Origin of the sequence: Granulicella aggregans (genome assembly GCF_014203275.1) — a bacterium.
GTDB lineage: Bacteria > Acidobacteriota > Terriglobia > Terriglobales > Acidobacteriaceae > Edaphobacter.
Genome location: NZ_JACHIP010000003.1, coordinates 444,638 through 466,773 on the forward strand (window position 1 = coordinate 444,638; position 22,136 = coordinate 466,773).

Annotated in this window: 17 protein-coding genes; 6 read left to right on the forward strand and 11 right to left on the reverse strand. The window is 58.8% G+C overall.

Annotated features, from left to right (window positions below; all coding sequences use genetic code 11):
* Positions 1–81: 81 nt before the first annotated feature.
* The 3 genes from HDF16_RS12185 to HDF16_RS12195 form a co-directional block, all read right to left on the reverse strand.
* On the reverse strand, positions 82–660 hold the full coding sequence (locus tag HDF16_RS12185) for a GrpB family protein (protein WP_184216928.1): 579 nt from the start codon (positions 658–660) through the stop codon (positions 82–84).
* Positions 661–710: 50 nt separating this feature from the next.
* Entirely contained in the window at positions 711–1,478 is a 768-nt protein-coding gene (locus HDF16_RS12190; RefSeq protein ID WP_281383457.1) for an ABC transporter ATP-binding protein, read from the reverse strand.
* A 179-nt stretch (positions 1,479–1,657) separates the two neighbouring features.
* On the reverse strand, positions 1,658–3,058 hold the full coding sequence (locus tag HDF16_RS12195) for an efflux RND transporter periplasmic adaptor subunit (RefSeq protein ID WP_184216930.1): 1,401 nt from the start codon (positions 3,056–3,058) through the stop codon (positions 1,658–1,660).
* A 279-nt stretch (positions 3,059–3,337) separates the two neighbouring features.
* On the opposite strand from HDF16_RS12195, the gene HDF16_RS12200 reads away from it, so the two are divergent.
* Both HDF16_RS12200 and HDF16_RS12205 read left to right on the forward strand, forming a co-directional pair.
* Complete coding sequence (locus HDF16_RS12200) at positions 3,338–5,080, forward strand: GWxTD domain-containing protein (RefSeq protein WP_184216932.1); 1,743 nt, start codon at positions 3,338–3,340, stop codon at positions 5,078–5,080.
* Between the two features lie 147 nt (positions 5,081–5,227).
* On the forward strand, positions 5,228–6,991 hold the full coding sequence (locus tag HDF16_RS12205; protein WP_184216934.1) for a carboxypeptidase regulatory-like domain-containing protein: 1,764 nt from the start codon (positions 5,228–5,230) through the stop codon (positions 6,989–6,991).
* A 12-nt stretch (positions 6,992–7,003) separates the two neighbouring features.
* Here the strand turns inward: HDF16_RS12205 and HDF16_RS12210 are convergent, their stop codons facing one another.
* The 3 genes from HDF16_RS12210 to HDF16_RS12220 all read right to left on the reverse strand — a co-directional run bounded on the left by HDF16_RS12210 (position 7,004) and on the right by HDF16_RS12220 (position 9,200).
* Positions 7,004–7,732, reverse strand: a complete 729-nt coding sequence (locus tag HDF16_RS12210; RefSeq protein WP_184216936.1) for a ZIP family metal transporter — start codon at positions 7,730–7,732, stop codon at positions 7,004–7,006.
* 81 nt (positions 7,733–7,813) lie between these two features.
* Positions 7,814–8,311, reverse strand: a complete 498-nt coding sequence (locus HDF16_RS12215) for a DUF4149 domain-containing protein (protein ID WP_184216938.1) — start codon at positions 8,309–8,311, stop codon at positions 7,814–7,816.
* 49 nt (positions 8,312–8,360) lie between these two features.
* Positions 8,361–9,200: a zinc metalloprotease HtpX gene (locus tag HDF16_RS12220; protein WP_184216940.1), complete on the reverse strand. Its 840-nt coding sequence runs from the start codon at positions 9,198–9,200 to the stop codon at positions 8,361–8,363.
* Between the two features lie 185 nt (positions 9,201–9,385).
* Here HDF16_RS12220 and HDF16_RS12225 point away from each other — a divergent pair, with 185 nt between their 5' ends.
* Positions 9,386–10,993 carry a glycoside hydrolase family 43 protein gene (locus tag HDF16_RS12225; protein WP_184216942.1) on the forward strand — a complete coding sequence of 536 codons (1,608 nt, stop codon included), beginning with the start codon at positions 9,386–9,388 and terminating at the stop codon, positions 10,991–10,993.
* A gap of 38 nt (positions 10,994–11,031) precedes the next feature.
* On the opposite strand, the gene HDF16_RS12230 is transcribed toward HDF16_RS12225, so the two are convergent.
* Complete coding sequence (locus HDF16_RS12230) at positions 11,032–13,161, reverse strand: glutaminase family protein (RefSeq protein ID WP_184216944.1); 2,130 nt, start codon at positions 13,159–13,161, stop codon at positions 11,032–11,034.
* Positions 13,162–13,321: 160 nt separating this feature from the next.
* Here HDF16_RS12230 and HDF16_RS12235 point away from each other — a divergent pair, with 160 nt between their 5' ends.
* From HDF16_RS12235 to HDF16_RS12245, 3 genes are all read left to right on the forward strand, one after another.
* Entirely contained in the window at positions 13,322–14,377 is a 1,056-nt protein-coding gene (locus tag HDF16_RS12235; RefSeq protein ID WP_184216946.1) for a LacI family DNA-binding transcriptional regulator, read from the forward strand.
* A gap of 115 nt (positions 14,378–14,492) precedes the next feature.
* Entirely contained in the window at positions 14,493–15,656 is a 1,164-nt protein-coding gene (locus tag HDF16_RS12240; protein WP_184216948.1) for an endo-1,4-beta-xylanase, read from the forward strand.
* Complete coding sequence (locus tag HDF16_RS12245) at positions 15,653–17,683, forward strand: beta-L-arabinofuranosidase domain-containing protein (RefSeq protein WP_184216950.1); 2,031 nt, start codon at positions 15,653–15,655, stop codon at positions 17,681–17,683. Before HDF16_RS12240 ends, HDF16_RS12245 begins: the two co-directional genes overlap by 4 nt.
* 46 nt (positions 17,684–17,729) lie before the next feature.
* Here the strand turns inward: HDF16_RS12245 and HDF16_RS12250 are convergent, their stop codons facing one another.
* The 4 genes from HDF16_RS12250 to HDF16_RS12265 form a co-directional block, all read right to left on the reverse strand.
* Positions 17,730–19,025, reverse strand: a complete 1,296-nt coding sequence (locus tag HDF16_RS12250; RefSeq protein WP_184216952.1) for a carboxypeptidase regulatory-like domain-containing protein — start codon at positions 19,023–19,025, stop codon at positions 17,730–17,732.
* Positions 19,026–19,116: 91 nt separating this feature from the next.
* Positions 19,117–19,419 carry a hypothetical protein gene (locus HDF16_RS12255; RefSeq protein WP_348641312.1) on the reverse strand — a complete coding sequence of 101 codons (303 nt, stop codon included), beginning with the start codon at positions 19,417–19,419 and terminating at the stop codon, positions 19,117–19,119.
* Positions 19,416–19,949, reverse strand: coding sequence for a cytochrome c-type biogenesis protein (locus HDF16_RS12260; RefSeq protein WP_184216954.1), 534 nt, complete (start codon positions 19,947–19,949; stop codon positions 19,416–19,418). The genes HDF16_RS12255 and HDF16_RS12260 overlap by 4 nt, the downstream gene beginning before the upstream one ends.
* Positions 19,942–22,023 carry a heme lyase CcmF/NrfE family subunit gene (locus HDF16_RS12265; RefSeq protein WP_246409036.1) on the reverse strand — a complete coding sequence of 694 codons (2,082 nt, stop codon included), beginning with the start codon at positions 22,021–22,023 and terminating at the stop codon, positions 19,942–19,944. The genes HDF16_RS12260 and HDF16_RS12265 overlap by 8 nt, the downstream gene beginning before the upstream one ends.
* Positions 22,024–22,136: the final 113 nt, after the last annotated feature.

Here is a 22,136-nt window from a genome sequence, read left to right on the forward strand (position 1 = left end):
ATTTTAGATGCGCGAAGGTCCAGAAGGATATTGGCGAGGAGAGTTTTGGCAGGCTATCCAGCTCGCGCGCGGCGTAACACATTACGCGCTTGTGAATGGACGCATGATGGCTGCCAGCCTGCTCTTCATTCCAGAGATGAAGGAACTCTTGAGCGCGGTGTAGCGGGCGCGGCCTTCTGGTGCCGCGGCAGCAGCACGTTCTTTCTCGGCACGGTACTTCGTACGAAGGGCAGCATCCGTGCGCAGGGCGTCGCGGAAAGCTAGATTGAGGCTCCACTCTTCCGTATCGTAGTCCACGATATGCAGGATGTGCGTGCGTTCGGTGAGGTCGTGGCCGCGACCGAAGATGTGATGGCGAGGGATGCCGGCGTTGGCGACGAAGTCGTAACCTAAGGATTCGAGGGGAGCTTTGCAGCGCTCCCAATCTCCAAAAGGGCTGACGCCAACGATGATGTCGAGGATCGGCTTGGCCCGCATTCCGGGAACCGACGTCGAGCCAAAGTGTTCGATTGCCTTGGCGACGTCACCGAGCGCGACATCGAGGCGAGCTTTTTCTTCAGCATAGGCATCGACCCACGACGGGTCGTAGTCAGCCAGAAGATTCACATCGTTCTTTAGTCCAAGCAAGATCGGTGTCCCCGGCGTCGCAGCTTGAGGCATTCTCAGACGCCTATCCAGAGTACCCGACCGGCCAGTGCCTGGGTGGGAGTTCAGCCGCCTGCGGTCATTCGCGCGGATGGGTGATCCGAGGCGACCGCGCCGTCGCGGATAGTGACGATACGGTGGGCGTATTCGGCGATGTCGGGTTCGTGGGTGACGACAACGATCGTATTGCCCTTCGCGTGGAGGTCATCGAAGAGCGCCATGATCTCCACACCGGTCTTCGAGTCGAGGTTTCCCGTGGGCTCGTCGGCGAGGATGATGGACGGCTTGTTCACCAGCGCTCGTGCGATCGCAACGCGTTGGCGTTGTCCGCCTGAGAGCTCGTTCGGCTTGTGCATCATGCGGGAGCCGAGGTTGACCGATTCGAGGACTGCCTTGGCGCGGGCGATGCGCTCGGCAGCTGGAGTGCCGTTGTAGATCAGGGGAAGCTCTACGTTATGCAGCGAGGTCGCGCGAGCCAGAAGGTTGAACGTCTGGAAGACGAAGCCGATCTCCTTGTTGCGGATGCGCGCGAGTTCGTCATCGTTCAGCTCCGAAACATTGTGGCCGTTGAGCCAGTACTTGCCTTTACTTGGGGAGTCGAGGCACCCGATAAGGTTCATCAGCGTGGACTTGCCCGAACCCGATGGTCCCATGATGGCGACGTACTCGTTGTGCTTGATGCGGAGATTGACGCCGCGCAGGGCGTTCACCTGCTGATCTCCCATCTCGTAGGTCTTCCAGAGATTGTCGGTGACGATGACGTCTCCGGGACCGGGACCGCCGGCGTTGGGGTGGGCTTCTGCGCTGACTATTTCCTGGACTTCAGTGGGCATCCGGTTCTCCGGTGTATCTCTGCTGCAAGCAAAAATCGTGAACGGTACAAGTTAGACGCGCGGCAATTCCGCGTGATCGATAGGTCGAGCAATGTTATCTACGCGAAATTGCGGGCAAAGGTTCCGACGGTCTCGTCCGGATCTGCCGTTCTCGCAGTATCAAGGTCGATACTCCTCTGCTAGCTGTCGGTTGGGACTTCGGCAGAGTTGTCTTCCTTAACTTTAGTCCCACTGGCGAGCGTTCGGAGAATCTTGTATCTCCCGGTAACGATCTGGTCGCCCTCTTTCAGGCCGCTCAGGATCTCGATGTCAGTGCTTCCGGTGACGCCGGTCGTGACCGGGACGAAGTTCACGCTGAGTTTGCCCTTGGCATTCTTGCTGAGAATGTAGACGCCCTGCAGAGGCTTTGGCTTCTCCTTGGAAGATGTCGCCACTGGAGCGCCTGCCGGCGGCTTGCCTCCGTTGTCAAAGAGGGCCTTTTCCACCGTGGGGTCGCGCTGGACGAGTGCCTGAATGGGAATGGTGAGCGCATCGGGCTTGTGAGCCGTGGTGATCTTTGCGGTCGCCGAAAGGCCTGGGCGGAGATCTTCCAGGTTGGAGTCGCCGGCGTCGATCGTGACGACTACCTTGAAGTCCTTGGCTTCCTCGGTTCCGGTCGTGCTCTGGCTGGTGGCGATTCCAGTAGTCCGCAGCAGAGCCTGATCGCCGACATTGGTCACGCGCCCCTTGAAAGTGCGTCCGGGAAGCGCATCGACGGTGACATCAACCGTTTGGTCCAGCTTGATGTTAACGATGTCGGTCTCGTCGACTTTGACCTCGGCGGTGACGACGGACATGTCCGCGAGGGTCATCAGGGTCGAGCCTTCAGCGTTCTGGATGCCGGTGACCATGGTCTCGCCTTCACGGACGGGGACGTTCGTGACGAGGCCGTCAAAGGGAGCACGGCTGATCGTCTTGTCGAGCGAATCGAAGTTCGAACGCTGGCTGGCAACTGCCTGGTTGACTTTGGCTCGTTGCGACTCGGTTTGGGCACGCGACTGCGCTAGGGCGGCCTGGCGCTGGGCGAGCGTCGCGACGCTTACATCGAGAGCCGCCTTCTTCGCGTCGTAATCCTGCTTGGCGATGAGCTTCGCCTCGTAGAGAGCAAGGGCGCGATCGTAGTCGAACTTCTTCTGGACAAGGTCCGCCTTGGCCTGGGTGATATTAGCCTCGGCGGTCTGTTCGGCGGCGACCATGGAGTTCACGTCGGTCTTCGAGGAGGCGATTGTCGCATCCTGGGCCGCGACAATCGAGGTCGGCTGAACGTTTTCGAGGGTGGCAAGAGTCGCCCCCTTCTTCACGTGATCGCCTTCCTTGACGTACAGGTGCGTGATCCGGCCAAAGGCGGTCGCGCCAATGTTGACGTAGGTCTTGGGCTTGATCTGGCCGGTGCCGCTGACGATCGAGGTGAGGTCCTGGCGGGAGACCTTTGCGGTGGAGACCTTGGTGACGCTCGATGCATTGTGGCGGATCGTCCCGAAGACGATTCCGGCCACGACCAGCAGAACGACGACGATAATGATGATCTTCTTAGCGCTCATTCCGGCTTTCTCGACGCCTGGCTATGGCGTGCGGTTGCTGCGTTGGAGAGATGAGTGGGGCATTCCTGTTGCTCACATCGGGTACGGTAGTGCAGTCTTACAAGTTCCAGACTTACTGATAGAAAACCCAAGTGTGCTCCGATGATCTTCAGAACGCCTGAAGCTGCCTTTTTCGAGTACCGAGATGATAGCAGGGGAAGTGGCGGATTTGATGCCCTTGTACTGTCGCGGGGTGCCTTCGGCGGGCTACAATAGCGATTGAATCAGGAGCACCTTTTTATGAAGTCTTTCCCTCGGTCTCTGCCCGTCATCTCGTCCTCCTTGTTGGCTTTGCTGTTCGCTGCAGGTATTTTAGTTCCCGCTTTGAAGGCCCAGACCACGGCTCCGGCCGATGGTGTCACGAAAGGGCCAGTGACGGAAGAGAAGCCCGACCCGCTAAAGCGGCGTTTGACGGACAAAGAACGCTTCAAGCAGCAGAAGGACCTGAAGGGCGAACTCCACGGCGTTTATAAGAAGTGGATCGACGAGGACGTTCACTGGATCATCACAGACACCGAACTCCAAGCATTCAAGAGCCTGGGCAACGATGAAGAGCGTGACCAGTTCATCGAGCAGTTCTGGCTGCGCCGCAATCCGAATCCTGATTCCCCGGATAACGAGTATCGCGAAGAACACTATGCCCGCATCGCCTATGCCGATGAGCACTTTGCCGCTGGCAAGCCTGGATGGAAGACCGACCGTGGTCATATTTATATCGCTTACGGCAAGCCGGACAGCATCGAATCGCACCCAAGCGGTGGAAGCTACCAGCGTCCGCAGGAAGAGGGCGGCGGCGAGACATCGACCTTCCCATTTGAAACATGGCACTACCGCTACCTTGAAGGCGTAGGCGATAACGTCGATATCGAGTTCGTCGACACCTGCATGTGCGGTGACTATCACGCGACGATCGACCGCTCCGAGAAGGACGCTCTGAAGACGGTTCCTGGAGCTGGGCTGACTCAGTCTGAGCAGAACGGTCAGTCGAAGAAGGCAGACCGGTTCTCTGGTGGCGGTATCGAACAGCTTGGCGCCGGCCCATTTTCATCGATGAACCAGAGTAAGCAATTCGACCGGCTTGACCGGTTCGCAAAGATCTTTGCTCCGCCTCCGATCAAGTTCAAGGACATGGAGCAGTTCCTGACCACGTCGAAGATTTTGACAGGACCTCCGTTCCTCTTCGATGTGCGCACGGACTATGTGAAGGTGACGAACGATACGATCCTCGTTCCGCTGACTTTGCAGCTTCGCAACAGCGACATCACGTTTTCAAATAAGGATGGCGTGGCGATGGGGACGGTCAACATCCTTGGCCGCGTAACCAACCTCAATCACAAGCCGATCCAGACATTTGAAGATACGGTTAGCGTGCAGACCCCGAGCGAATTGCTGCAGCGCTCGAAGAACAATATGTCGGTTTATTGGAAGTCGCTTCCTCTGCGCCCGGGTCTGTATCGCGTGGATATCGTGATTAAAGATGTCAACAATCCAGACCACGTTGGCACCTGGAGTCGGAGCATCAATGTTCCAAAGTATGACGACGACAAGCTCGCGACTTCTTCGCTGATCCTTGCCGATCAGATGGAGCGCGTGCCGAGCAAAGATATCGGAGCAGGGAACTTTGTCATTGGTAACACTCGCATCCGCCCGCGAGTACCCAGTGGCGTGGCGATTCCGGTTACCTTTCATCGCGGACAAAATCTCAACTTCTGGATGCAGGTTTATAATCTGGGAATCGATGAGAAGAGCAAGAAGAACGATGCCACCATCGAATACCAGGTGATGGACATGGCCACCAACAAGGCCGTGCTTCAGACCCAGGAGTTGACATCCAAGCTGAGTCCGAATGCAGACCAGGTGACGTTGGAGAAGAGCATGCCGCTCGCCAGCCTTCAGCCTGGGAAGTACAAGGTGACGATCAAAATCAACGATGGTATTTCGAAGCAAGAGGTAGCCGAGTCGGCACCATTCACGGTCGACTAGGCACGGCTTTTGAGGTCTATGGATCCACGGCGGCGCAGCTACGTTGAGAAGTTCGATAGCTGGTTGAACGCGCGATCGGCAGAGGTTCGGAGAGCATCCCGAATGGCAATTCTTCGGAGCTGGCCAACGGCGCACAGGGGACATTCTGTGCAGATCAGATTCAATCAACTCGGCACGACCCTAATTCTGTTGACCGGCGTGGCAGTTTGCCTTCCTGCCGCAGCCCAGGTTAGTCCCGCAGCAGCGGTCACCGGCGTAGTTCGCGACGTTCAAGGTGTCGCGCAGGCCGGGGCGTTGGTGCAGGTGATGGCAGCCGGGCTGGACGTTCCGCGGACCACCTTTACCGACATCCATGGCCGCTACTCGATTGCAAACCTGATTCCAGGCAAATACGCCGTTCAGGCTTCTGCGGCGCTTTTTATCTCCACATCGAAAGACAATCTTCAGCTGCATCCGGGCAAGTGGTCGGTTGTTAATCTGACGCTTGCGACACTATTCGATACCTCGGCCTGGCTGCCTGCGGAGCGGCGGAAGTCGGACGAACCGGGTGACGAATGGAAATGGACTCTTCGGTCCTCGGCAAACCGCCCTATGCTGCGTATGGCGGATGACGAAACGGGCGAAGCGACGAGTGTCCTGACCTCATCGAGTGCGACCGAAACTCGGCGCGATTCGACGCAGGCGCGAGCGACCTTTACGAGCGGCGACGGCGGCTTCGGACACGGCGGGACGCACAGTGTCCTCGCGCAGGGCCGTGAACTCGCAGACGGCTCCGAATTGATGCTACGGATGGATGTGGGCACGCCGACGGAGCCTGCGGGAGTAGGGCCGTCGACGGAGGTTGAGGTTGGGTTCGGACGCAAACTTGGATATGGCGGTGCGGTGCGTACTGTCGTCAGCTACCAGGGACATCCAGAGTTGCTGAGTTCGGGTGGTACGACGAATGGCATTGGGGTCACGACGTTCCAGATGGCGAGCGCGGAACAGATCGCGCTTGGAGACACGGTAAAAATTGAGGTTGGCAGCGAAGTTTATGCAGTGAAAGCAGTCGGAACCGCGATGGGGGCGGACCCATTCTTTCGAGTTGCGGTGCAGCCGTCGGAAAACTGGACGGTGGGCTACCGCATGGCGACGGCGCGTGAGCTGCAGAGCTTTGGGGACCTCGATGCGGTGGAACGCGATCTTCCCGTGACAGTCTGCGCTGGCTCGCATATGGAGACGGAGCATGGACGGCATCAGGAGGTTTCTGTCTCCCGCAAGCTCGGCCATGGAGTAGCGGAAGTCACCTACTACCACGATGCGATGGATCATCCGGCAGTGGCTGGTCGGAGCGTGCTCCCGGACGGCGAACCCGTTCTGCAATCCCTCGGGGCCAGCGGGTTTGGAGTCCTGCAGGATCCTTCTACGGCAAGCTTCCGGTTTCTAGCGTCGGGTTACTCTGCGGGCGGTATGAATTTGATGGTCAGCGAACCGCTGGGACCGGGACTATGGGCAGCCCTTGAGTACAGTACCGGTTCCGCGTTGTCAGGCAGGAAGGTTGCAGATGGAATGTCGCTGGCGGAGGCTTCGGACCAGTTATATCTCGCGAGCGGACAGTCCGCGACGTTTGCAGTTAGAGGCCGCCTGATCCGGAGTGGCACAAAGCTGCGCGCGGCGTATCGCTGGCAGCCGACGGGTCTGGTCACAGCGATTGATCCCTATCGGGCCTTCAGCGATCAGGCTTACCTGAGCCTCGCTGTCAGGCAGCCGATCCATATGGGAAGACTTCTGCCGCCTGGGCTGGAAGGTACTCTGAATGTCACGAATCTTCTGGCGCAGGGGTACAAGCCATTTCTTTCCTCCGATGGCAGCACGCTGGTGCTCGCGCAGTCGCCAAGGACACTCGAGGCTGGGCTTTCGGTGACGTTCTAACCGGCCGGTGTTCTACGCCGGAGCGAACTGACGCAGCAGCACGAAGATCAACACTCCAAGGAAAAAGACCAGGGCCATCCGGATTCCTGGTTCTCGATTAACCTCGGGAACCAGGTCCGTCGCGGCCACATAGAAGGTGACGCCTGCCGAGAGCGGGAGGCCGGCCTTCACCAACGATGGCTCTAGACTGATCACGAGCACTCCAGCGACGGTTGTTGCGCCCAGAAAGAGCGCGGAGTTCATTGCAGCGGTCTTGCTGCGGCCACCAGCGAGCATGACGCTGGCGACGGTAAAGCCTTCGGGAATCTTGTGCAGGAAAATCGCAAAGAAGAGCACCCAGCCCAGCCAGTGCGATAGAGCGAAACCAGAGCCGATGGCGATACCGTCGAAGAACGTGTGGGTGGCCAGGCCCAGAAGAACGGAATAGCTCGTCTTGGCCGAGATGAACTCGTGATGATGCGTCTCTTCTCCGAAGTGGAAGTGGGGAACTAGTGTGTGCTCGAGTAGATGGACACCGCAGTACCCGATGAGCATCAGGGCGGGTGCCCATGACGGATTGGCCTTCATGCCCTCGGGCAACATCTCGAGAACGACGGCGGAGAGCATGAAGCCGGAACCGAGCGCAACGAAGTAGCGAAGCGCCTTCGCAGACGGAGAGCGCCTGACGAGCAGCACACCGCCGAGGTAATCGGCGAGGCCGGCACCAAGACCGAGCAGAAGACTGAGCCAGAAGGTAGACATTCCCTATCTCTCCCAGCGGGTCGGGGGAGACAAGCTGGCTTTCGAGGGGCTGGGATAGGGATATCTCATCAAGCTTCAAGTTTACTGTGTCTGCGGCGGTGATTCACGAGCGATCAGCAGAACGAGGCCAAGCCCGAGGAAGAGGATCGCGCCTTCAAGGCGTTCGGAGCGCTTATGCAGCTGTTCGAAGTGCATCTTTGCGGGATTGTCCTTCGCCGCGGCTTCAATATCTCCGCCACTTTGCACGCGATCCTGCTCCATCGCGGGAAGTATTCCGGCGTGCAGGTAAGCGGTCGCTAAGAGCATGACTGCGGAGAGCAAGAGCTGGATCTCATAACGTCTCTTGTGGGCCGGATCAGACTCCCGGAAGAGCAGAACTGTCGTGAGCCAGAAGATCGCGCCCGAGACGAGGCCCAGGATGTCCAGGACACGAAGCGCGCCACCGACTACACTTCCTGCCTGATGTTGGGACGGGAGAACGGAGAAGGCGACCGGCGCGAGCACGAAGGCGAAGAAGATGATTCCGCCTACCCAGACGACGATCGAGAGCAGGCGTAAGAACCGGATCAGTGTGGGCATGCTTTCGATCTTAAATCCAGACGCAGGTGCCGTGGTAGCCGCGACGCTCTTAGACGTGGTCGCGCCCGATGAGGCGCTGAATGCGCAGCTTGATGGGCGGATGCGTGCTGAACAAGTTCCCAAAGCCTCCGCCGCCAAGCAGGGGAGCGACAATAAAAAGATGGGCGCTCGCTGCAGATGCCTGCATGGGGATACGGCGTGAGCAGTCATCGAGCTTCTGCAGCGCACGGGCAAGCGCGTAGGGATTGCCTGTTGCGTGAGCCCCGGTCGCGTCGGCTTCGTATTCGCGTGAGCGCGATATGGCGAGTTGAATAAGCGACGCGGCAATCGGCGCAAGGATGAGCATAAAGATGCCGCCCGCAGCTCCGCGGTCCCGGCTGCCTCGTCCTCCGAAGAGCGCGGCAAAGTATTCCATCCGCGCGAGCATGGTGATGGCACCAGCGACCGTCGCAGCGATCGAACTGGTGAGGATGTCACGGTTCTTGACGTGGCCGAGTTCGTGAGCGAGCACGCCCTCCAGCTCCTCGTCATCCAGCAAACGGAGGATGCCCTGGGTCACAGCGACCGAAGCGTGCTGAGGATTGCGTCCTGTCGCAAAGGCGTTTGGGGACTCGTTAGGGATCACGTAGATCCTCGGCATCGGCAGACCCTGCTTCGCGGTGAGGCGCTCAACGACCGCAAAGACGCGGGGAAGTTGATCCCGCGTAACCGGCTGTGCCCCATAGATGGAGAGGGCGATCTTGTCCGAAAAGAAGTAGCTCGAGAAGTTCAGAGCGACGGACAGGATGAGAGCGAGAACCATGCCGTTCTGTCCACCCAGGCGGTCTCCAATGAATACTAGGAGCAGAGTAAGGGCAGTGAGGAGGAGGGTCGATTTGAAGGTGTTCATTTTGCGTGCACCGTAAATGTATCTATCCATTAGACGCGATGGCGGCAGGTTTGATTCGCTAGAGGTCTGCGCCGCGGTTACGGCAGCGGGTCACCTCCAGTAGTATCTCTAAGACGAGAAGGGCCGTCTGGGGACTAATTCCAGTCTCAAACGGTTGTTCTTCAGATAGTTGCCGGGAGACAAAGATGATTGTGAGTTGGGTTGGGAACGACGCGCACCGCGGTGGCAAAGACGCTGAGTTCCTCACGGAGAAGCCAGTTGCGAGGGGAAGGCTGTTTATCCTTCGAATGCTAACCCTCTTTGCCGCATTCATCATGGCTTCGGCAAGCCTTCTCGCGCAGACTGATGGAACCCTGAGTAGTCCCATCATCCCGGGCGATCATCCTGACCCGTCCATCATTCGTGTCGGAAAGACTTATTGGACGACCAGTACAGCAGGGAACTGGGCACCAGAGTTCTCTCTTTATCGCTCAGAAGATTTGCTGCACTGGGTGTCGGCGGGCGCGATCTTTCAGCACACGCCGGAGTGGGCGGATCGCGATTTCTGGGCGCCGGAGTTGGTCTCGGATGGAGGGCGAGTGCTGGTCTACTACGTCGGCAGGAAGCGTGGCGGAGGATTGTGCGTTGCAGTCGCCACTGCCTCGACTCCGGACGGCCATTACGAGGACCATGGACCGATCATGTGCCAAGAGGACGGGTCGATCGATCCGGCGTTCGCTCGCGATGAAAGCGGCAAGCCGTTTCTCATCTGGAAGGAGGACGGCAACTCGCAGGGCAAGTTAACCCCCATCTTTGCGCAACCGTTGGCCGAGGACCTCATACACGTTGCGGGCGAGAAGACGCAGTTGATCGTCAACGAGCCAGAGAGCTGGGAGGGCGGCGTGGTCGAGGCCCCTTACATCATGCGCCACGGTGGGAAGTTCTACATGTTTTATGCGGGTAACGCCTGCTGCGGAACGGGGTGCAAGTATGCGGAGGGCGTGGCAAGGGCCGACCATCTGCTTGGTCCATGGGAGAAAGATCCGGCGAATCCGATCATCCGTCCCAATGGAGCGTGGAAGTGCCCCGGCCACGGAACGGCAGTGCATACATCACAAGGCAAGGACGTGTTTCTCTATCACGCCTACCCGACATCGGGATTCGCCTTTCTCGGCCGCGAGTCAGTGATCGATTCGATTGAGTGGGACGCGCAGGGATGGCCGGTGGTAAACCAGGGGCGCGGTCCAGGGACGTTGCGAGCCGGAGTCAAGCTGGCTGTGGGCATGAGCGATTCATTCCCGGGTACGAAGTTAGATGGCGAGTGGAAATGGCCAATTGGGCATGAGCCTGACGTGCAGGTGGCCTCGGGGGCGCTGACATTGACCTTGCCTGAGGGAGCTTCGCAAAGCTTTGTGGCAAGGACGTTGCTCTCGCCCACCTACAAGGCCACCGTGGAGATCCCGGCCGAAGGAGGCGTCGGACTGATTGGCGGCGCGGAGAATGATGTCACCCTGTCGCGGCACGATGGAAAGCTGGAGCTATGGTCGGTGGAACGCGGTCAACGGCGGAGTCTATGGACCATGGACGCGCCAGCGGGAGCGCTATGGGTCAGCGTCGCTTCAATGACTCCAGGGGAGGCAGGCTTCAGTTATAAGATTGCCTCAGGCGCGTGGATACATGCGGGGGAGACAGTCAACCTGAAAGGGCTGCTTCCGTGGGATTCGGGGATGCGGATCGGGCTTGTGGTCGACGGCAAGGCTGGAGACCAGGCAAGCTTCCGGCAATTTCTCGTGACCGATCAGGCCGCAAAGTGAGGAGGATTCTCACCTCTGCGGCCTGATCGAAGTAGCGGTTAGTGCGTAGCTGGTTGAGAAGACGATGTTGCGCGAGCGCGCCACTTGGCCGCCAGCGCCTTGTCGTCGAGTGCCTTGACGAAGAGACCGCCCACCACGCTACGCGCCTGGAAGCTCTCCTGTTTCCCTGTGATGGTATCGAACCAGTCCGTCATCGGGACGCGGCTGGTTGTCTCCGTGGACCAGGTGTAGAGAGGATCGACGATAGCATCAAAGTCCGTCCGCTTCTCGGCGAGCGTGGCAGTCCATAACGTCCAGTCGCTCTTGGTGTAGGTTTTGCGGCTGTCGAGCGGAAGGCCGTACCGGTTCAGCTTCGTCTTGTAGAAGGCGATCTCGCTTTCGCGGACGCTTGGCGGGAATAGGTTGAAGTCAAGCAGCTTGTCCCATACCAGGTTGTACTTCTGGCTCCAAGTTCCTGGGCTGTTGAAGGCCAGCTTGTAATGGTCTCCTTCCGCGGCCATCTTCACCCACTGGCCAGCCATCGTCTTCGCCATGGCTCCGTACTGCTTGGCTTCGGCATCGTGATGGAGAAGGTGAGCGAGATCGGCGTAGGCACCGAGGGCATCGATCGCTTTGATGGAGAGATTGGCATTGTGGGCGACGTGACCTGCGAAGTCGTCGGTGGTGAGCTGCGTCTCGGGGTCGAGACCGTGAATCTTCAGGTACTCGGCCCACCGGGTTAGCAGCGGCCAAAAACGTTCGCCAAGTGAGCTCGATCCTTCGGTGCGCGCGATGGCGTCCACCAGGATGATGAGGTTTGCGGTCTCCTCAACGGGCATCTGGTCTTCCTCGGTCTTTTCGCCGCCGCCGTACTCCTGTCCGTTGGCGAGAGGGTACTGTCCAAGATCATGCGGCGCGAAGGGAAAGTGCCAGCGGTCGGTCATCGCCGCATACTGGAGTACTGGGAAGACCTGTGCTTCGAGCAGGCGCGGATTGAAGAAGAGAAAGATCGGGGACGAGGGATAGAGGACGTCGACGGTGGCGATGTCGCCGTTCGAGAAGTTCTCCTTGGCGAAGAGCATGGGTTGATTGTCGGCGTCCGCGACCAGCTTGTGGGCGGCAATGGACTGGCGATAGCTGAGGGTGCAGAGCCAGGCGTAGTGTGCACCTGCAGTGCGGGTGAGGTCGGCAATCAATTCCTTGTCGAACTTGTTGCCGCGTTCGTCAAGAGCCGCGTATTCGGACTCTGCCTCATCCAGCATCGCGGAGACGGATTTGCCATGCCGCTGCCAATAAGGCCTCAGGTTCCGGTTCATGTATTGAATGCCGAAGCCTTCCGTGTAGCTGACGAGAAGATGACGCGAGACGGGTTGAGTTCCGACGGAACCGAGAGGGAGAGCGACGGCGATGTGAGGTGCGGAGCGGTCGTTGGGTACGACACCGTCCATAAAGTCGGCTTTGGGAAGGACCCCGGTGCTAACGAATTCGTCCGCAGCATGGGGCGCGATTGAGGTCTGAGAGGTTTCGTTTGAAGGCACCCAGAGGTGGAAGTATCCCCAATCGATGCGAAGGTCATCGCCGGACCGATTGAGCACGGCCTGGTCGCGGGTGCCGACAGATAGAGACTGCCCGGAGGCGGTTTGTTGGCGTGAGAAGGTGACCGGTTGGTGCTCGTAGCTCGTGGCGCTGTTCGCATCCGCGTCGAGGTAGACCGAAACATCGTGCTGCGCTGCGTCCGTTGCGTGACTTGTCCACGTCACATAGGTGACAGGACGTGACATTAGGTCCATGTCGTCGAGAAATGCCGGGGTGAAGAAGCTGAGTTCGATCTCGATACCAGCGCCGGCGAAGCGATACCGTGTGTGCAGAGGAGTGAGTTCCATGCTGGTCTGAGGCAGGGCTGGGATATTCCAGGGATCTCGCCCCATGATACGGAAGGGCTTTCCGTCGATCCGAACGAGGCCGATGAGAGGCTGATCATGGCCGGTCCAATGAGTGGTCGGCCGGTCGGTCAGTTGGTCGGCGGTAGACCAGATGCTGAAATAGGGGTCGTGCGTGATCAACGGAGTCGCCGGAGGACGAGGGGAAGAAGCCTCGGACGCTGGTGTCTGTGCTGCTGCCGAGTTTGCAATGGAACCGGTTACCAGAAACACCGAGAGAACAGCCTGTAGCATGCAATACTTTGACATCGATAAGAACCTCATACCTTTTACCGCGACGGTCGGTCGCAATCGAATCTATTGAAGAAGATCGTTTGTTCTTGCGGACGGATGGACGATGTAACCGAATTCACGCTATCTTAGCAAGATTCTTCGAATGCGTATTTTGCTCCATTGAACTAACTTCCCTATGAACATTAAGGCTGTCGCAAAACTCGCCAACGTTTCCACGGCTACGGTCTCGCGCACCATCAACGGCTCGCCCAAGGTGAGTCCGGACACGGCTGCGCGAGTACGTAAGGCGATGGAGACTCTGAACTTCGTACTGAATACAAACGCCCGCGCGCTGGGCTCCGGACGCAGTAATTTGCTCGGCCTGATTATCTCGGACATCACCAACCCCTTCTTTCCGGAACTGGTAAAGGCCTTCGAGGACATCGCTGTAAGCCAAGGGAAAGAAGTGCTGATCGCCAACACGGACTACGATCCCGACCGCACGATGCACTGCGTTACGCGGATGCTTCAGCGGAAGGTAGACGGCGTCGCCATCATGACTTCGGAGATCAGCGAGCATGTCATCAGTTTCTTTCTGAAGCGCAAGATTCCCGTGGTGTTCCTTGACACGGGAGAGCCAGCCCCCGGAATAAGCCGCATCAACATCGACTATCCAGCGGGAGTCGAGATGGCCATGCAGTACCTGACCCAGCTCGGACACAAAGATATCTCGTTCATCAGCGGCCCGCTCAATCTCAACTCGGCAAAGACTCGCTACCAGGCATTCATGGAGAGCTCCGCCCGCGAACATCTCTCGGCGAAGGCGGAATACGTGCAGGAGGGCAACCATCGTCCAGATGGAGGGTACCGGGCGATGCAGCGCATCCTGGCGCTGGAGCAGCGACCGACTGCGGTGCTGACATCAAACGACCTGACTGCGATCGGGGCCATGGGAGCGATCTTCGAGGCGGGACTGAGAATCCCGCAGGACATATCAATCATCGGGTTCGACGATATTCAACTGAGCGCCTTTACCGAGCCTCCGCTGACGACCGTGCGAATTCCGCACAAAGATGTCGCGCGTGTGGCCATTGAGGCGCTGCTCGGCACGCAGGATCCAATCTCGAAAGAGCCGAAAGACGGAGCACAATACAAGATTCAGCCGATCTTCATGCCGCGGCGGTCTGCGGGGCCGGTTCCTGGTGAAGCTCATAGCTTCAAAAGGCGTCGGGCGGACAGGCTGCATGCTTGAATCGTCTGGACAGAGACTGGTCGTCATTCTCCGATCCATGTAAACGCTTGCAAAATCCTGTATCGTTTCTTCCGTGTTGTTTTATCAATTGAAATCGATTCGTAAAGGTCCACGTATGAAGCTTCGCGCCACATTCGCAATCGCACTCCTGCTTGCGGTAACTACAGTCCCGGCCAGGACACAAACCAAGGGGCGTTGGTCCGAACAGAAGGCGAATGATTGGTATGCCCAACAGCCATGGCTTGTCGGAGCAAACTTCATTCCTTCGAACGCCATCAACGAGCTTGTGATGTTCCAGGCCGCTACGTTTGATCCTGCGATCAACGACCATGAGCTTGGACTTGCTGAATCGATTGGCATGAATACGGCTCGCGTCTTCCTGCAGGACCAGTTATGGCAGCAGGATCCCGAAGGCTTCAAGAAGCGTCTGGACACGTTTCTCGGAATCGCGGCGAAGCATCACATCCGTCCCTTACTGGTGCTCTTCGATTCGTGCTGGGAGACCAACCCGCACCTTGGACCGCAGCACCCACCAATTCCGGGTGTACATAACTCGGGATGGGTGCAGAGCCCCGGCAAGCAGAGGCTGCTGGATCACTCGGTTGAGCCGGAGTTGAAGGCTTACGTCGAGGGCGTGGTTGGTGCGTTTGCCAGCGACCCGCGCATCCTGGGATGGGACGTCTGGAACGAGCCGGATAACAAGGGTGGCGATAAAGCAGCGGATGAAGCTGCCAAGGTGAAGCGAGTGAACGAACTGCTGCCGAAGGCGTTTGAGTGGGCTCGTTCGGCGCATCCTTCGCAGCCTTTGACGAGCGGCGTATGGCAGGGCGACTGGTCGAATCCGGCGACGGAGAGTGAGACGACGAAGATCCAGCTTGCTGAGTCGGATGTGATCTCCTTCCATAACTACGGTTGGCCGGAAGAGTTTGAGGCGCGGATCAAGGAGCTACAGCGGCTTCACCGGCCGATCATCTGCACGGAGTACATGGCTCGGGGCGCTGGTTCCACGTTCGATGGGAGCTTGCCCATCGCGAAGAGGTACAACGTCGGCGCAATCAACTGGGGACTGGTGGCGGGCCAGACTCAGACGTATCTCCCATGGGATTCCTGGGACCGCCCGTATACGGTTTCGCAGCCTACCGTCTGGTTTCACGAGGTATTTCGCAACGATGGCACTCCGTATCGTCAGCACGAGGTTGACCTGATTCGTGAGCTTACGGGACGGGGAACTCCGATGGCCGAAGTCGGAACGGGGACCGATAGGAACGTCGGGCAATGATCTCAAGCCGGCGCCGGTTTCTGAAGACCTCTGCCGCAATTGCTGCGAGCAGTTCAGCGACGATGAGTGGGATCTCGGCAGTCGCCGGCACGATCAAAAGCAACAGTCCCCAACGTGAAGTGGTGGCCAACAAAGCGCCACTCGCGGCCAGCTCTTTTTATCCGCTCCCGATGGGATCGATCATTCCTCGCGGATGGCTCAGGCGTCAGTTACAGATTCAGGCCGATGGACTGGGTGGCCATCTGGATGAGATATGGGCCGATGTTGGCCCGAACAGCGGATGGCTGGGCGGAACCGGAGAATCTTGGGAGCGTGGACCATACTTTGTCGACGGTCTGCTGCCGCTCGCGCACCAACTGGACGATGCGAAGTTGAAGGCGAAGGCGCAGCGCTTCATCGAGTGGACGTTGACGCATCAGCAGGCAAACGGGATGATCGGCCCGGCCAGCAACGACGACTGGTGGCCACGAATGGTCATGCTGAAGGTGCTGACGCAGTACGAAGAGGCGACCGGCGATCCGCGCGTTGTGCCGTTCATGGCACGCTACTTCCGGTATCAGCTTGAAACATTACCTGCGCGACCGCTTCGTGATTGGGGAAAGTTTCGCTGGCAGGATAATGCTCTTTCTGTGATCTGGCTTTACAACCGGACGGGCGATCAGAGCTTGTTACAGCTGGCGAAACTGCTGCATGAACAAGGCCACGACTGGCAAGCGCAGTTTGCGGACTTCAAGTACACCGAGCCAGTAACGCCGGAGCGAATTCATCTCGACGAGAAAAATGGATTGGGAGATACGGCGCTTTCCACGCACGGAGTAAATAACGGGCAGGCCCTGAAGGCTGCGCCGGTGTGGTCCCTGCTTACGGGCAAAGAAGAAGATCGCAAGGGCATGCAGCAGATGCTCTCGGCGTTGGACAAATACCACGGCTTGCCCAATGGCATGTTCTCCTGCGACGAGCACTTCGCCGGGCGCAATCCATCGCAGGGAAGCGAGCTTTGTACCGTCGTAGAGGCGATGTATTCGCTTGAGGTGGGCATGTCGATCCTGGGCGATGCCGCGCTGGGTGACCGACTGGAGCAGCTTGCCTTCAACGCGCTTCCCGGCGCGTTCACCGATGACATGTGGGCACATCAATATAACCAGGAGCCCAACCAGGTCGAGGTGAGTCTGCACAGAAAGCCGTGGACCACGGACGGGCCTGAGTCGAATATCTATGGCCTTGAGCCGAACTTCGGTTGTTGCACGGCAAACTTTCACCAGGGGTGGCCGAAGTTCACCAGCAGCTTGTGGATGGCGTCGGCTGATGGTGGTCTCGTCGCCGCAGCCTATTCGCCCTGCGAGGTGAAGACGGTTATCCAAAGCGTGCCTGTACATCTCGTCGAAGAGACACAGTATCCGTTCCGCGAAACAATCCATCTAACGGTGAATCCGGCGAAGCCAGTAACGTTCCCGCTCAAACTCAGGATTCCGACGTGGGCCACCTCGCATGAGGTCGCGGTCAATGGGAAGAAGATCGAGAGCAGCGTGGTTGATGGCTTTGTCCGGATTGATCGCGAATGGCACACGGGAGATGCAGTCGAACTACATATGCCGATGGAAGCTCGCGTGGTGCCGGGATTCAATCAATCCGTGTCAGTGCATCGCGGTCCGCTGGTCTTCTCGTACGCTATCGGCGGGTCGTGGTTGAAGCTTGCAGAGCGGGGCAAGGCGAGCGACTGGCAGGTCTATCCGACGACGGCCTGGAACTATGCTCTTGATGTATCCGAGGAGGCAGCGAAGAGCCTCAAGGTTGAGGAGCTTCCCATTGGGGATGCGCCGTTTTCTCTGAAGGGAGCGCCGGTTCGCATCGTGGTGCGGGCGCACAAAGTCCCTTCTTGGCGAGCAGAAGATGGGGTTGCCGCTTCGGTGCCGTCGAGTCCCGTCGCCACTATGGGTGCGCCCGAGACGATCGCTCTGTATCCATACGCCGCGGGCAAGTTGCGTATTACCGCGTTTCCAGTGAAGGGTGAAACAGCGAAGTCCTGATCTTGAACGACCAGGACTTCGCTGTACTTTGGCTCGGATTAAGTGGCTAGCTGCGGGTCAGAGCGCGTCGCATTAAGACTTCCAGTGCCGCCTTCTGCTCGGCGTACTCCGAATCAGAGACCGTACCCTGAAGTCGATCAGTCTCCAGCGCGAAGAGTTCTTCTTTGAGTGCCGAAAGAACTCCGCCCGATGCGGACGGCGCTACATAGCTTACGTCAGAGGCTGCAACCGGGATGACGGCAGGACGTGCGTCTGGACCGGCAGCAGGTTGCGGAGTGGGCTGCTTCAACATGATGCCCGCACCGGCGGCGAGGACAAGGCCAAGGCCACCGATGATCCACCACTTGTACTTGGCCCAGGGATCGTTGTTGCCCTCGGGATCGATCGGGTTGTTGAGGCCGATGCCCGGCTTGGTATCGTTCGCTGAAGTAACCGGGCCACCGCTTTGCGCTCCGTTCGCGGCGGTAGCTTCGCCCTGCGGCGAGTTGTCCTCGCGCGGGAGTTGGCCTGTGCCGGAGACAGTGAATCCGAGAGGCTGCGATGGGGATACATTGCGGGCGACGTAGGTCTGGGCCGTCGTTTCCTCCGTGACAGACGAGTAGGGGGCGCTGCCGTCGGCCTTGAAGGTCATGCTCTTGGGCATCATTACAGCGATGGTGTCGGTGACCATTCCTGGCTTCGGCATGAAGCTGAGGCTGCCCTTGTAGGGAAGCTTGTAGCTTACCTGGAAGCGCGTCTCGCCAGGGCGGATGGGGAAGATGAAGGTGTAGTGGTTGGGATCACCGACCGGAACCGGGGCGGAACGCACCGGCATGCCGCCGGGTCCAAGAGCAGCTGAGCCTTCGATGACTGCGCCCGCAGGCAGGTAAAAGTCGAACGGATGATCGCTGAACTGCGTCTTAGGCGGAGTCGAATCATTCTTGACGAAAAAATTCTCAACGACTGTAAGCGATGCTCCGCTGGGGTCCGTCTGCAAGCGCATTACGTCCGCCTCGCCCGTGATGCCTTCGACCTTCGCGGCGGCGGTGAACACTTCGACGTCGATGGTGTCGGTGCCGGGTTGGACGGGCTGGAAGTAGTTCGCCTTGTCGTGGGTGACGCGGACGAGATGGACGCCGCCGGGATCGGGCACGGCGAGCGAGAAGCGGCCCTTGCCGTCGGTCTTGCCGCGCGTGCTCTCCTGCATGCCCTGCTGGAGGCGGATGAGGACGACGTCATCTCCAGCGGCAGGTTTGCCGGTCGTCTTATTGGTGACGGTGCCCTTGATAGAGCTCTGAGCGGAGGCGGAGAGTGCAGCGAGAGAGAGCAGGCAAAGTGTTGCGGATGTCTTGAAGAAGCTCATAGGTTGATTACGTTCCGGGCTTTCTTGTGGCTTCGGAAAAGCGAAATGCGGGATTTCTTCAAATGACGGCAGTTTGTGCGAGGACAGAGGTCTAAGAAGGCAGTTGAGTGCGGATTCTGGAGACTGTGGGCGGGGTGAGGCCTTCGAGTTCGGCGACGACCTGCGCTGCTTCATCTTCAAGAGCGGCGCGTTGTTCGGCGTAGTCGGGCTCGGGATGCTTGCCGGCGAGGTACTCGAAGTTGAGGTCGCGAAGGTTGTCGTAGATGACGTCCTTGCGCTCGCGGAGGTAATCGGCGCGGGTCTTGTCGCGCTGAACGAAGGGGTTCTTCTCCGGCCAAAACATGTAAGCGAAGATGCCCAGGGTCAGGACGATGATGGGGAGGATGCCGTTCAATAGAGTGTCTCCCGGCGAATGCGCTCGCGAAGCTCGTCGGTGCTGGATGTGGTCATGCCTTTGATCTTGAGGGGCACGCGCTGCTGGGTGCGGGACTTCCAGACTCGGATGATGACAGTCGTACCAATGATGGCCAGAAGGAAAAGAGCAATGGGGGTGATCCAGGCAACATTGTCGAAGCCGCCACGGAGGGGAGCTGCGAGGACCATCGCTCCGTACTTCGCGACAAACCACTCCAGGATCTGCTTGTCAGACCCGCCATAGCCCATGCCTCCGCTTGCGCTGCCTCCGGTTGGAGAACTACCACTGCCGGCTATTTGAGCCTGAAGTTCCTTGCGCATCCGGTCGGAGTCTGGGCAGCCGACATGGTTGCACTCAAGAAGGATCTGGCCGCAACTGCAGGCGCACATCATGTTGTGGCCTACGCGCTCGAAGCGTTTCTCGGCAGTGTCGCCTGCGCCGAGCATCATGATGGCGAGCGAGAAGACGAGGGCAAACTGTATCCAACGGGAGTGAATGAGTCTAGACATGATGCACCTCAGCTTCCATGAGCTGAGACGGATTCGGCTGCTCCGAAGTTACGGGTGTCTTGAAGGCATTGCGCGCGAGATTTGGGGCGAGACCAAGAAGCGTCCCCGCGATCACGATCAACACGCCGATCCAGATCCAGGCGATCAGGGGGTTCAGGAAAACTTTAATGATCGGTCGATCGGTATCAGGATTTTTGCCTTCATAGATGACATAGAGGTCGCTTTGCAGCGTGGAGTGCAAAGCGACGATCGTCGAGGGTTGCTGGCTGGCGATGTAGAAGCGGTGTTCAGGAGCTAGCTGGGTAATCTTCTTGCCGTACTTATAGACGTCGAGCAGGGCGAACTCGGTGTCGTAGTTCGGATTGCTGTCCTGGCTGAACGATTGGCAGACGAGGCGGTATGGCCCAAGCTGGATGGAGTCACCAAAGTTCATCTCCATCTCGTGCGACGTGTTGAAGGCACCGCCGGCGATCCCGATAAACATCACGACGATGCCGAAGTGAACGAGATAGCCGCCGTAGCGGCGGGTGTTCTTGCGAACCAGTTGTAATGTCGAGGCGAAGAGATTCTTGCCGGTCTGGGTGCGAACGACGTTTGCGCCACGCAGGAACTCGCTCGATATGGCGGTGACGACACCGGCAGCCAGCGAGAAGGTGAGCAAGGAGAAGATCGTCGCGTGCATGTCATCGCCATCCAGCCAGGGGCGGACGCCAACGATCATCAGGACAATCGCGGTGACGGCGAAGGCGACGCCGGGAAGGATGAAGTTGCGGCGGATGGAGCGCAGAGAGGTCGCTCGCCATGCGAGGAGCGGGCCTACTCCAGTCAGGAATAGGAGAAAGAGGCCAATTGGCACGTTGACGCGGTTATAGTACGGCGCGTTGACGGTGGCCTTGGAGCCGGTGACGTACTCAGACAAGACAGGGAAGAGCGTGCCCCAGAGAACGGTGAAGCAGGCGACCAGCAGGACGAGATTATTGAAGAGGAAGCTGGATTCGCGAGAGACGAGCGACTCGAGCTTGTTCTCGGACTTCAGGTGGTCGCGGTTCTTGAAGAATGCGAAGAGGCAGACTGCGAAGACGATCAGGATGAAGCCGTAGAACCAGTCCCCGATGTTCGATTGGGCGAAGGCATGGACAGAGCTTACTAGACCGGAGCGGGTGAGCAGCGTTCCCAGGATCGTCAGCATGAACGTCGAGAAGATCAGCCACACGTTCCAATTCTTCATCATGCCGCGCTTCTCCTGCATCATGACGGAGTGCAGGAAGGCGGTGCCGGTGAGCCAGGGCATCAGCGAAGCGTTCTCGACGGGGTCCCATCCCCAATAGCCGCCCCAGCCGAGAACCGAGTAGGCCCAGTGGGCTCCGAGGAAGATGCCGCAGGTGAGGAAGAGCCAGGTCACCATCGTCCAACGGCGAGTGATGTGGATCCACTTCTCGCCGGGGTAACGCATCATAAGCGCGCCTAACGCGAAGGCGAAGGGAACAGCGAATCCAACGTATCCGAGATAGAGCATCGGGGGATGGATGACCATCTCGGGATACTGCAGCAGGGGATTGAGACCGTTGCCATCGAGCGGAGTGGGCCCGGGCTGGATGGAAAACGGCGGCGCAGCAAAGTTCAACAATAGGAGAAAGAAGACCTGGATGCCCGCTAGGATGGTCGAGGCGAAGGCGAAGAGACGGACGTCGGTGCGGTGGCGCAGACGGAGAACGAACCCATACGTGGTCAGCAGCCATGCCCAGAGGACGAGCGAACCTTCCTGCCCGGACCAGATCGCTGAGAACTTGTACCAACTGGCGAGCGACCGGTTGGTGTGGTGCATGATGTAGGCGACGGAGTAGTCGTTGGTGTAGGACGCCCACACGAGCGCGAAGGCGGCGCAGGTCATCGCGATGAAGCTGCCAATGCCGGCGCGGCGGGCGGTCTCACCCAGGCGGCTGGCGGAGTCGATGCGCTGGGTCGCGGAGGAGCGGAGCAGCGCAATTGCCCCAAAGACCAGGGTGTAGGCACTGAGGACAAGCGCGAGGAGGAGCGAGAAGCTCCCGAACTCCGGCATAGGGTGCGACGGCATGTTTTGGCTCCAGCGTAATTCTCTCAACTGGAGAGCGAATCGGCAACGTGAATGCCGGTTATCGGCTGGCTGTCAATCGCATGATGTAGGCAGAACTCGATCAGAAGGAGGAT